Raw genomic sequence first — 13117 nt, 5'->3', positions numbered from 1 at the left:
AAAGTATAAGGGGTTCTAAGAAAGCAAAGTACGCTCTCATAAGACCCCCATTAACGACTACTTAGATTTTCTAAGCTTTTAATAACTTAGCGTTAATCGCAACTATAATCGTGCTTAAACTCATTAATACCGCACCAACTGCCGGACTAAGAATAATGCCTATTGGTGCCAGAATACCTGCTGCCAATGGAATGGCAAAAATGTTATAGCCTGCAGCCCACCACAGATTTTGGACCATTTTTTGATACGTTTTTTTCGATAAATCCATTAACGAAACAACGTCTTTAGGATTACTCTTCACAAGAACAACATCGGCTGTTTCCATTGCTACATCGGTTCCTGCGCCAATAGCGATTCCTAAGTCAGCTGTTGCCAGTGCAGGTGCATCGTTAACACCGTCACCAGTCATGGCAACCTTCCACCCTTTTTCTTTAATTTTTTTCACTTGATTTGCTTTATCATCAGGCAACACTTCTGCATATACCTCATCGATACCCAATTGCTTAGCAACCCAATCAGCCACTTTTTGATTGTCGCCTGTCAGCATGATGGAATGGATACCGTTTTCTTTTAATGATGAAATTGCCTCTTTCGCAGTTTCGCGTACCATATCAGCAAGTGCAATCATTCCAATCAATTTATCTTCAACAAGTACAAATACAACCGTTTTTCCGTCTTCGGACATTTGATTGAATGTTTCATGATCATATTCCATATTCTGCTGATCGACGTACCCAGGACTGACAACATTCACTTTTTTCCCATCTACTTTTCCTTCAATTCCTTTTCCGGTAATCGATTCAAAATCACTTATTTTTTTCAACGTCAATTCCTTCTCTTTTGCATCATTCACAATACCTTCCGCAAGAGGATGCTCCGAATTTTGCTCCAGACTTGCAGCCCACATTAAAATGTCTTCTTTTTCCATATCAGCAGTAGGGACAATATCTGTTACACCAAACTCTCCTTTTGTCAATGTACCAGTTTTATCAAAAACAACTGCATTTAAATTCCGAGCACCTTCGAAGTTGGCACGATTACGAATTAGCAGACCCTGTTTTGCTGAAAGTGATGTGGAAACTGCTACAACAAGTGGCGCCGCAAGTCCCAGTGCATGTGGACAGGTAATGACCATAACCGTTACCATCCTTTCCAGGGCAACCACAAAAGAATATCCTAAAATAAGCCAAATAAACAAGGTTATGAACCCTGATGCCAATGCAATATAAAATAACCATTTCGCTGCCCTATCGGTAAAATCCTGTGTCCGTGAGCGTGATGCCTGTGCCTCTTTAACAAGTTCAATTACTTGTGATAAATAGGAATCATCACCCGTTTTCTCTACTTGAATTGTCAGAGATCCTTCATTGTTAATTGATCCACCTATTACTTCATCACCTTTATATTTCTCAACTGGAACAGACTCACCGGTGAGCATGGATTCATCTATTGCAGATTTGCCATCAAGAATTGTCCCATCTACGGGAATTTTTTCGCCTGGTTTAACGAGTACTCTATCTTTATTCTCTAAATCAGAAATCGCTACATCTTCTATATTATCTTTCTCATCCAATTTATGTGCTTCACTTGGCATTAGTTTAACAAGTTCCTCTAATGCATTTGATGCCCCCATTACCGATCGCATCTCGATCCAATGACCAAGCAGCATAATATCAATAAGCGTGGCCAGCTCCCAGAAGAAGTCTTTTCCTTCCCAGCCAAAAACAGTAAGCGAACTATAGCCATAGGCAACTACTATTGCCAAACCTATCAATGTCATCATACCAGGATTTTTATCTTTCAACTCACTAATACCACCAGTAATAAATGGCCAGCCACCATAGAAAAATACAAATGTCGCAAGCGCGAACAAGATATATTGATCAACCGGGAATCCCCAGTCAACTCCAATAAAACCCTGAATCATAGGAGACAAAATCAGAATAGGGATCGTTACAATAAGGGATATATAAAACCTTTTTTTGAAATCATTAACCATATCACCATGATCATGGTCATGATGATTATGACCGCCGTGATCACCGTGATTATGGTGATTATGTTCGTTATGTTCATTATGTTGGTGTTGTTCATGATGATCTTGATTTTGATGTTCATGTTGCCTGTGGTCATGTTCAATAGGCTTATTATCTTCCCGATTCATATATAGTCCTCCTTCCATTAGCTTCCTACATTAATTATCTCCCTGAAACTATACCCCTATACAGTATTTTTTAATCATATCAATAGGCTGTTAGTTGTAATTGACACATAGTACTTAAATTATTTTTGCAACAAAACGAACGAAAAAAGCATATATATATAAATGGAACCACCCTTAATACAGACAGTTCCACTCAACTTGATAATGTATATGATTTCTAGTTAGTCCACTTATAACCGGCTCCCCAAACTGTTATAAAATGATCATCAACCGGAAATCCTGCTTGCCTAATTTTCTCTCGCATATTCCGCACATGCGAATCTATCGTTCTACCTTCCGTATTTGTATCAAAACCCCAAATCAAATCAATTAGCTGCTCCCTGGAAAAGACCTGATTTGGCTTTTTTAACAGATGACCTAGCATAGCAAATTCCTTGGGGGTCACCCTGATTGGCTGTTTATGATAAGAAAGCTCATACCTCTCCTCGTCCCATAACAGGCCATTCGATTCAATACGATTCATAGGAGTTCTTCTGCGCAATAAAGCTTCCATTCTAGCTAATAATTCATTTTCATCAATTGGTTTTACAATATAATCATCTGCACCTAACTTTAATCCTTTAACAATATCTTCTTTTTGGTCACGAGCTGTCACCATAATAATAGGCACATCAGATATACTCCTTATTTCCTGACAGAGATCCCACCCATCCATTTCAGGCATCATAATATCAAGCAAGACAATATCAAAGTTTTCCTCCTCCAATAGTAGTAATGCTTCATTAGCTCCCTGTGCTTTTTTACACGTATAATCATGTGGTCTTAAGTACAACGCTAATAAATCCAGCATACGCTTTTCATCGTCAATTATAAGAACACTATTCATTATTGCCACCTCTTAATAATCGTATCACGACGATTGTTCCTTCGCCTGGTTCACTTGTGATTTCTATTTGGCCACCATGGGTTTCTATTATTTCCTTGGCAATAGTTAGCCCTAATCCGGATCCGCCACTTTCTCTTGATCTTGATTTTTCAACCCGGTATAAGCGATCGAATATATACGGCAAATCTTTCTCAGGTATGCCTTCACCTTCATCGGTAGTGGTAACGATAACTTCTTCTCCCATTTGACTTACTTCAAGTTGAACATTTGAACCTTCAGAAGAATGTTTCTTTGCATTGTCCAGTATATTTACTAGTACTTGTTCAAACCTTTCAGGGTCAACAAAAGCAACAATATTTTCAGGACAGTTTATCGAAAAGGCAATATTTTTTTCCGAAAAAGCAGGCTTAATCCGATTAGCTATAGAATAAATAAGTTTACGTAAAGAGACTTCTTCACGGTGAATTGTAAATCTATTCCTATCCATTTTCGCTAATTCAAATAAATTTCTGATAAGTATCGATAAGTGCTCTGACTCCTCACGAATGATTGCAGTATATTCTTTCACTTCAGATTCGGTTATATCCTGACGATTAATAATATCAGCATATCCCTTTATATAGGTTAGAGGAGTTCTAAGTTCATGTGAAATGCTTGCTAAAAACTCATTTCTGGCAGTTTTTAGCTGGTCAAGCTCATTTGCTAATTTTGTAATAGACTCAGCCAACTCTCCTAACTCATCCTTTCGATTGGTATGTAATTCAACTTGATTTTCTCCCAAACTTAATTGCTCTGTTGCTTCCTTCATTTTAATGACCGGATGCGTGATAAACCTGGACAAAATAAAGATAGTGATAATCGTTAAGCCTACTGTTAATAGGGCAATTACGATAAACTGGTTGCTAAGCTGATTAACATTTTTCTTTACATTACCTGTGTCTGCAAACATAAAGACATGGCCTCTTTGCTCCCCGCCAATATTCACAGGACTTTCTGCCGCAATATATTGCTTATCATCCCAACGATCTTCAACAATCCGTCCTTCCGTTTGGTTTGAATTGTAATCAATGGCTTCTACCACTTGCCTCATTTCCTGCTGAATAGTATCAGAATGATTAATCACCTTACCTTCTTCATCTGTAACTACAACCACAAAGTCAGAAGCTGATTCCATTATTCCAACATGTTCTAAGGTCGATTCATTAAAGTTCATCTCCAATACTTCGCTATGTGTATTGGCACGTGCTAATAAATCGTCAAGCACATCTTCAATTCGACCATTCGCAATATTCGTGTACAATACAAAAAATAAAAGCGATTCAATAATTAAAATAAATATAAAAAATAGAAACCCAATTTTAAATGAAAGTTTAGTCAACATGTTCTGCCTCTTTTACATATATAATCATTGCTCTGGCAAATCAATTTTTTCCTAACTCCAATTATTTCAAAATCATTCCATTAACTCAATAGTTTATTAGCAAAATTAAGACACCTTCCGCAAAACGGAGCATTAATATAGTTGTGGGAAAAATGAAAATGTAAAAAGACCACCAAATTATCGTATAAATTAGTGGTCTTTTTGTTAACGATTCAAAAGTATCCTTTTTTAACGGTTAACTTTATAATACATCTCTATTATTTTGTTGTGCTTCCTGCACCTGCTGACGCGTATCGTGCAACTGTTCATATGCTTGCTGAAATTGAGGGTTCTCTGTTGCTTCAGTTCCTGCCTGCTGAGCCTTTTGCAATACCTGCTCTGCTTGCTGTAACTGATTAAGTGCTTGCTCTAACAATTGAGGGTCTGATCCTTGCGCTAGCCTTGCAGCTTCTTGAGCATACTGTATCTGATGACTCGCTTTCTGTAATTGTTGATGTAAATTCTGCTGTGACATAAAAGCAACCTCCATTAGTTTTTTAATCGATGAAATTCATCTATATTATTCCTTAGATAGGGTGTTTTATGCTATTAAAGAAACAGAATGGGACATGGCTGAAATAGCGTGTCCACTAAAAAGGCTAACATTATTTAGTGTATTTCCGAAGCGGTGTCATAGCTCTTACTTTTCTTATAACTTGTGTCGTATTTAATATCTAATCAGCACAAAAAATAAATCCGAACTAATTCAAATTCTATTTCAAGAATATCAAATCATAGTTCGGATTTTACTTTCCCTAAAACACTTTTTTCCCGGCCATTTTCAAATAGCATGTATTCTACTAAAAGTCGTATTCCGCTTCTTTTGCTTCACGAATGCTCGTATATGTCTCCGTTAATACGACTGTGTCTTCAACTAAACGATCAATGCGGAACAACACATCATCATTGGTAATTTCTTTTCGATAGAAATCCTCTTCTTCAATAAATACATACGTCTGAACAATCTGTGCTTTCATGTAACCTAAAATAGGCTTTAATTGATTTTCTGCAATCAAATAATGCTTGGGTGAACCTGCTGTAACCAGCATACTGACAACTTTATCACGAAATGAATTTTCAGGAAGTAAATCAAATACATTCTTCAATGTAGCTGGTATGGATGCCTGAAAAATTGGTGTACCAATAATGATTGCATCTGCTTCCATCAATGTTTGTGTGATATATTTTGTATCGCCTTCATATTCCAAATAATTGCGTCCATCACTAAACTGAACATTAAATTCTGCTAAATCAATTAATGTCACATCTGTATCTGGGTATTTTTTTGTAATTGCTTCAATGGTGTAATCCATAGCTGTCCTTGTTTTTGAACCGACTATTGAACCGGATAACCCAACAATCTTCATGTTCACTTCCCCCTACTATTTTGCTGTATATTTCTTAATAGCTGGTAAAATTTCTGTGCCGATCAGTTCAATATTTTTCATTAGCCGATCATATGGCACGCCACCAAAATCGATTTGTGCAATATAACGCTGATGACCAAACACTTCATGCTGATAAAGAATTTTTTCAATGATTTCTTGCGGGCTGCCAATGTTCATGACATTATGTGGATCTACGCCTTGCGCGAAGTGCTGCTTTGGAAAACCTTGCCCATTCGTTCGCTTCATCCCTTCATTGATGTGGGGATACATATCTTTTAAAGCTTGCTGAGAAGTTTCAGCTGCGTAGAAAAAACCAGCCGTCGCAACCGGAAGCTCAGCTGGATCAAACCCACTGTGCTGTGCAGCATCACGAAAAGCATCAACAGCTCGTTTAAAAGCAGTAGCCGGTCCACCTAAATGAGCTAAGAACATCCCAACACCTGCATGACCAGCCTTTCTCGCGCTGGCAGGCGAACCACCAACAGCACGCCAAATTGGCATGGAACCATTTTGTGGACGCGGAATTACCCTAGCATCCTTTAATGGCGGTCGATATTCTCCACTCCAATTGACAACTTCCTCTTCATTCAGTTTCAGCAATAGATCAAACTTTTCTTCGTATACTGCCTCATAATCACGAAGACTATAACCCAATAATTCAAAGTTTCCTACTCTTGATGCGCGGCCAGCAATTATCTCCGCACGACCCTTTGAAATCAAATCGATTGTTGCAAAATCCTCATATACACGCACAGGATCCAATGTGCTGATAATCGTTGAAGAACTGGATATTTTTATATTTTCTGTAGCCTGAGCGATAGCTGATAATACAACAGAATGTGCCTGCGTTGCAAAATAATCCTGATGACTTTCGCCAACACTAAAAAAATCTATACCCGCCTGATCAGCAAGCTTCGCATATTCTATAATTTCATTAACACGTTGTCCTGCAGAGATTCTCTCCCCAGTGGAGGGATCTGGTAAGTGGTCACCTAACGTATATATACCAAACTCCATTCCTTTACTTTGATCAATACGATAATTTTGCATTATTTTCCTACCTTTCTTAGTTGCCTTTAGAAGACAATAATTCTCCTTAATTAATGTTTACTATTAGTGCCGTTTAGAACCAGCGTAAACACCAGTAAAAAATACTATAAAACGGCTATCATAATTGATAAACTCAAAAGATATTCAATTCTCTTTTGAAACAAGGTTATTTTTCATAAGTACAATTATTTCAAATTACGTAAATTTAATCAATTACTTAGTTTGAACATGAGCAAAAACTTAGCAAGGTGGAAATTCCGTCCGAAGAAAGCTGAAAACTGAATAATTCCGATTGAATACTGAATAAACACGCACAAAGACTGAATAACCATGGCTGGAAACTGATTAATCGTGCAAAAGACAATTTAAAACTGAATAATCGCTATGAAAACTGAATAGGACCCATTTTTCATCTTTCGCCAATCTAGCCATGAAAAAGCAGCTCAATTAAGGGTACAAAATGTCTTTGTACTCCGAAACCGAACTGCTTACAACCAAAGTAACACACTTTTTTATTTATTCTGCTGCACAGATTTATCTTTCCTTACATTAGTTAACCATGCCTGATCCTCGTCCATCATTTTCTTAGCGGCGTAAATTGTCAGGAACTGAATCACGATAATTGGGATTCCCATTAGACCGGAGAGTACCTCCAATGGAGCCAGACCACCAATCCGCATCAGTATTAAAGCAATCACAGTTATAACCGCCGCAACAATTATTCGTAAAGTCTTTGATGGCTCTGCTTTACTCATATTCTCTGTGCCTGTATAGGATGCAATCGTATACGTTGTCGAATCCAGAGTCGTAGTCAGGAAAATGGTCGCCACAATAATAAAGACTGTAATAGCAATAGTTGATAGTGGCAATGAAGCCAATATTTGCGGTATAGCTGCCATTGAATCATTCTTTACTGTTTCCAATACAGGAACAGCTCCGGTCAGATACCTGTGTACACCAAGCCCTCCCAGAACACCTGTCGCTACCCAGGATATGAGTGTTGGCGCAAGTAAATAGGTTAATATCATTTCTTTTATTGTCCTGCCTCGGGAAATCTTTGCAGCAAATACACTGTGCAACATTGCCCACGTTGCACTATAGGCAAACCAAAACACGGTATAGCTTTCAATATGCGAGCTTCCTTCCATATCCAAAGAGTTGGTATAAAGCGACATATTAACATAATTTGATAATAAAAATCGGACACTGTCTGTAAAATAATTGAGAATGAATATTCCTGGTCCTGCTACAATTACGAATAAAGCAAATGCTCCAGCAAGGTACATATTAAAGGTACTCAGTCGTTTAATACCTCTTTCTATCCCTAAATAAGCACTTAGAGAGAAGAGGAATACCCAGATAATCGTCACACCAAACGTTAAACCAAACGACAGCTCTAAATTGAATAACTCTGATAAGTTATACGTAACGATTGGCGCTCCAAGCCCTAAGGTTACAGCGGCCCCAGATAGGATGCTGACAAGAAAGATAACATCCAGGACTTTTCCACCAACACCATCAGTAAACTTGTCACCAAAAATAGTGCGACATGCCTCAGATATTCGCATAAACGGTTTTTTGCGAACATGCAGAATATAAGCCATTGCAGGTGCCGCCATGACAAAGATGGCAAATACCTGGAAACTCCACAGAAACATACTATAAGAATTCCCCCACATTAATGCTTCCGTTGTTCCAGCACCTACACCAGAAGGCGGATCATTTGCAACAGACGCCCATTGAATCATTCCAGTCCGCATAATTGTAGAACCAAGTCCCATGGCAATTAAAATTGATGAATACTCGAACAATGTGAACCTGGGTTTCTCTGTCGGATTCCCTAAAACAACATTGCCATACTTAGAAAATGACAAATATAAAGCTGCAATTACCAATATGATTGCATACCAGATATATCCCCATGTGAACATTTCGACAATCTTATCAAAAATGCTGTTCAGCAGATTTAATGACTTCGTCTCATACATTGAAAAAGGGATAGTGATCAAAATTACAATAAGTAAAGATGGTGCAAAAATCCGATAATCTATTAATTTTCTTTTGCTCGTCTCTTTACCCTTCTTACTCATTTTGAATCCTCCAATTACAATTATTTCTGCAGTAAACGATGATAGAAGTAATATAACCTATCAACATCATAATTATTTATACCACGTGAATATTTAAATAAACTAAAAGATATTCAGAAAAAAATTTCAATAAAAAAAGCACTCACCCTATTACAGATAAGCACCCGGGACATAAGGGACAGGAACCTTGTCCCATATGCATCAGACGAATAAATACATTAAAAATAAATCCTGATAACCATTATTCAATTTTACTCCCTTTACTTTTCGCCCCTCAACTTGAAAACCAAATTTTTCATATAACGTGATCGCACCTTTATTACCTTCCATTACTTCCAGACAGATTTTTTTCAATAGTCTTGTTAGCTTTTGCCCAGTTAACCAACGTTTGTAATAATGCATTTCCAATTCCATGATTACGATAAGCCGGCAGTACAGTCATCCCAAAAGCACCTTGGTGACTAATCTTATCTTTTTCTCCATTTTTAAATTCTATTGCGCCCACCAAAATATTGTCAGTCTCAGCTATAAACTGTACATGATTTGGATTTTGGTTATTAGCCTCAATAAACTTTTGCATATCAGCTAAATCAACTTTTTTTGGCAGATAAGAAAGTATAAATACTTTCTTACTGCATAAGTGCAACTAAGGCTTATCTATAGTAAGGCTTGGCGATAAGCCAAGTTTTCTAATATCTTCCACGGTACTTAGCATATATGGCGCATCGACTAATACTTCTGAAGAAGCAGCTAACATTGCTTTTGCATCCTGTTGTTTCGCTTCCCTAATTGTAATTATCTTTCCATTTTTTGACTTATATGTAAAAATAACTGACACCTCTGTTTTCCTCTGATCCTAATTAGTTGATCTATCAATAAAGCCTGCTTTCTGTCACCTAGTTTGTCTAGTTAATGTTGAAACATTGCTATCTGATCTGTCACTATAAAAGTATGGATCACAATAAAAAATAAAAAGAAGGTAATAATAATGCAGCGATTAACCTTTCATCCTTCTTGGGATAAGGGACTGTCTGATGACGACCGAGAATGGATTAACCATATTTTTCAGGAAACTCGAATATCAAATCAATGCAACATTGAGTTTACGCCACTTTGGGATGCATTAAACCATAAAGGAGATTTACTTGTGACTGTTCTGGTCCATAACACTGGTGAGAAAAATTTTTTCTTTGATAATCATGATTTAATCTACTCCGTAAATAATCAGACAATGGCTGAACACTGCTTCATGCTCCCGAATTTCATAATCGAACCAACAACAAGCATGCCATGGACATTTATTTTTCCATATGGAACTTTTACTACTGAAAATCAATCATTAAAAGATGGGGTCCTAACCATGGAGTAATTGGAGATCATTCATGACAGAAAAATAAAACGACAACAACAGTAAAAACTATTGCTGCCCATAGCTAATTATGGTATACTATTTTAATGATCATTATTAATATAATTAGACATAAATATATCTAATTATATTATATCATTAAAAGTGTTCAAATGTCAATAAAAAGTTTTTAAGAATGGGGATGGTTACATGAGCCGGGAAGCTGAACAGCATCGCGTCAATGAAATTATTAATGAAATTAACAACAAAGAGGATGCGATTGATAAAAAATCTGCAGGATTAAAAGATACCATCATTAATTTGCGCGAGAAATTTTGGGATGATGTTACGGTTAACCTGGATGAACCAGATGACGTAATTGAAACGCAGGCAAGTGTCAAACAACAGGCTGAGTTGCTCATTGAGCGGGAACAGGTCCATGGGAATATGGACAAGGAACTGAAAAAACTCAAAAAGCTAAAAGACTCTCCCTATTTTGGACGGATTGATTTTATTGAGAGTCCGGGGAATGAAAAAGAGAAAATTTATATTGGCACCTCCTCCCTCATGGATCTGGAGGAAGAAAATTTCCTAATATACGATTGGCGCGCCCCCATTTCAAGCCTTTATTATGATTACGCTCCCGGAAAAGCGCAATATGAAACAATGGATGAAACAATAACCGGAGAAATCTCATTAAAAAGGCAGTTCATTATCAGGCACAGCAATATTATAAGCATGTTTGATACCGGACTTACAATTGGTGACCAACTTCTCCAGCAAGCACTTGGAGACAATGCAAGTACAACAATGAAAAGCATTGTTGCAACCATCCAAAAGGAACAAAATAAAATTATCCGAAATGAACGGAGTAACCTTTTAATTGTACAGGGTGTTGCCGGGAGCGGGAAAACATCTGCGGTCCTGCAGCGAATAGCGTACCTGATGTATCGATTTCGAAAAGAGCTTAATGCCAACAATTTACTGCTCTTTTCACCAAACCCATTATTTTCAAGCTATGTCGCCAACGTACTTCCTGAGTTAGGAGAAGAAAATATCCAGCAATCCACTTTTTATGATTTTTTAGAAAAACGGATTGAAAAAGGGATCACAATTGAATCCCCTTTTTCCCAGATGGAATATACTTTAACAGGAATGGACCAGGAAGATTACGATGACCGCCTAACGAATATGACATACAAATCAAGCCTGAATTATAAATTACTATTGGATGATTACATTTCCCAATTGAACTTTCACGGTATTCGGTTCAGGAATATCACGCTGCATCACGAAGTCCTTATTTCAAAAGAGCAGATTTCAGACTACTTCTACTCATTGGATACGGGGATTGCTATTCCAAACAGAATGGAAGCTGTTGCTAACTGGCTTTTGCATGAATTGCGAGAAAGCCAAATGCAGGAAAAGGATAAGGACTGGGTAATGGAAAAGGTTGAACTCCTGGACAAAGAAGAGTATTTAGAAGCATATCATGCCAGCCAGCAGGAAGAGGAAGGAAATTCAGGTCTGGAAGAAGAGTTTCTGCGTAAAGAGGTTGTAAAGCGTCACTTTGCCCAAATCAAAAAACGGGTAAAACGCTTTGACTTTGTTCATGTACTGGCGACTTACCGCGAGATGTTTTTGAATTGGGAATACTCCCAAGCCCCAGCTGACTGGGAAAAAATACGAACCCAAACCGTTGCCAATTTATCGCAGAATTTTTTGACCTGGGAAGACGCAACACCGTACCTTTATTTTAAAGGCCGCCTGCTTGGTGCAGATTCAGAACGGTCTGTCCGCCACCTGTTCATAGACGAAGCACAGGATTATTCAGCATTCCAATTTGCATATATCAGGCATATTTTCCCTTACACCAGAATGACATTACTGGGTGATATTAATCAGGCTATATACGCGCACGCGACTGAGGATAATCCGTTAATACCTGCGACAATTGATCAGACTCATGAACGAATTACTCTGACAAAAAGCTATCGTTCAACAAAACAAATCGTCGAATTCACAAAAGACTTTGCCCCCGGGGAAGCAGTGATCGAATCATTTGAGCGATCCGGCAACAAACCTAAACTGATTACGCTCGAGAATAAAGCCAATTTGACCGACACCTTAATTGCCGAGATTGAAAAACTTCGCAATGAGGGAAATGAAACAATCGCAATTATTTGCAAAACACTCAAGGAAAGCGATGAACTTTACCAAAAGCTTCAGGATAAAATACTAATTAGACAAATAACAGAGCAGACTTATTCATTTGAAAAAGGGTTGCTTATTCTACCTGTTTATTTGGCAAAAGGAATCGAATTCGATGCTGTTATTATCCCTGAAGCTTCTGCCTTGCATTATAGCAAAGAGGCAGATCGTGCACTCTTTTACACCGCCTGCACTAGAGCAATGCATGGCCTCCATATGATCACGTCAGAAGAACCATGCACATTTATTAAAGAGGCAAAACCGGAAACATTTGAAGTTATCCGCATATAATACGAAAAGGCGTCGGCTGGATATCACATCCCCGGCACTTTTTTTGTTTTTAAATAATTTTGATGCCGGCCATCTAAATCTGCTTTCATGTTGTGAACATCGGCGGGGAAACTGTAAACTTCGAGCAACCTTATTGTGAACATTAAAGTTAGTCTTTTTAATGGACACGTCAAAATGAGAATCGTGTATAATTTTAAAAAAGGACGTGTTTATTATGGGAGAATGGAAAGAACGGGAATTTAAAGAGCATATATGTAAATTAATTGTTG

The 13117-nt window shown here is 37.7% G+C and carries 9 protein-coding genes and 1 pseudogene; 2 read left to right on the top strand and 8 right to left on the bottom strand.

Annotation, left to right across the window (positions count from 1 at the left end; genetic code table 11):
- Window positions 1-70: 70 nt before the first annotated feature.
- The 8 genes and pseudogenes from ACE1TG_RS18495 to ACE1TG_RS18460 all read right to left on the bottom strand — a co-directional run bounded on the left by ACE1TG_RS18495 (window position 71) and on the right by ACE1TG_RS18460 (window position 9836).
- Complete coding sequence (locus ACE1TG_RS18495) at window positions 71-2164, bottom strand: heavy metal translocating P-type ATPase (protein ID WP_375053889.1); 2094 nt, start codon at window positions 2162-2164, stop codon at window positions 71-73.
- Between the two features lie 217 nt (window positions 2165-2381).
- A complete protein-coding gene (locus tag ACE1TG_RS18490) occupies window positions 2382-3050 on the bottom strand; it encodes a response regulator transcription factor (RefSeq protein WP_375053888.1) in 669 nt (222 codons plus the stop codon).
- Entirely contained in the window at window positions 3043-4431 is a 1389-nt protein-coding gene (locus ACE1TG_RS18485; RefSeq protein WP_375053887.1) for a HAMP domain-containing sensor histidine kinase, read from the bottom strand. Before ACE1TG_RS18485 ends, ACE1TG_RS18490 begins: the two co-directional genes overlap by 8 nt.
- 241 nt (window positions 4432-4672) lie before the next feature.
- Window positions 4673-4945: a hypothetical protein gene (locus ACE1TG_RS18480; RefSeq protein WP_375053886.1), complete on the bottom strand. Its 273-nt coding sequence runs from the start codon at window positions 4943-4945 to the stop codon at window positions 4673-4675.
- Between the two features lie 325 nt (window positions 4946-5270).
- Window positions 5271-5837 carry an NADPH-dependent FMN reductase gene (locus ACE1TG_RS18475; RefSeq protein ID WP_375053885.1) on the bottom strand — a complete coding sequence of 189 codons (567 nt, stop codon included), beginning with the start codon at window positions 5835-5837 and terminating at the stop codon, window positions 5271-5273.
- Window positions 5838-5852: 15 nt separating this feature from the next.
- Window positions 5853-6908, bottom strand: coding sequence for an LLM class flavin-dependent oxidoreductase (locus ACE1TG_RS18470; protein WP_375053884.1), 1056 nt, complete (start codon window positions 6906-6908; stop codon window positions 5853-5855).
- A 512-nt stretch (window positions 6909-7420) separates the two neighbouring features.
- Complete coding sequence (locus tag ACE1TG_RS18465; RefSeq protein ID WP_375053883.1) at window positions 7421-8998, bottom strand: BCCT family transporter; 1578 nt, start codon at window positions 8996-8998, stop codon at window positions 7421-7423.
- Window positions 8999-9199: 201 nt separating this feature from the next.
- Window positions 9200-9836, bottom strand: a pseudogene (locus ACE1TG_RS18460) (GNAT family N-acetyltransferase).
- A 150-nt stretch (window positions 9837-9986) separates the two neighbouring features.
- On the opposite strand from ACE1TG_RS18460, the gene ACE1TG_RS18455 reads away from it, so the two are divergent.
- Window positions 9987-10367 carry an SLAP domain-containing protein gene (locus ACE1TG_RS18455; RefSeq protein WP_375053882.1) on the top strand — a complete coding sequence of 127 codons (381 nt, stop codon included), beginning with the start codon at window positions 9987-9989 and terminating at the stop codon, window positions 10365-10367.
- Between the two features lie 189 nt (window positions 10368-10556).
- A complete protein-coding gene (helD, locus tag ACE1TG_RS18450) occupies window positions 10557-12848 on the top strand; it encodes an RNA polymerase recycling motor HelD (protein WP_375053881.1) in 2292 nt (763 codons plus the stop codon).
- Window positions 12849-13117 lie beyond the last annotated feature (269 nt).

Source organism: Virgibacillus sp. JSM 102003 (genome assembly GCF_041949995.1).
Taxonomy (GTDB): Bacteria; Bacillota; Bacilli; order Bacillales; family Amphibacillaceae; genus Lentibacillus.
Note: the sequence above shows the minus strand (reverse complement) of the source record. Positions and strands in the feature narration are given on the sequence as shown.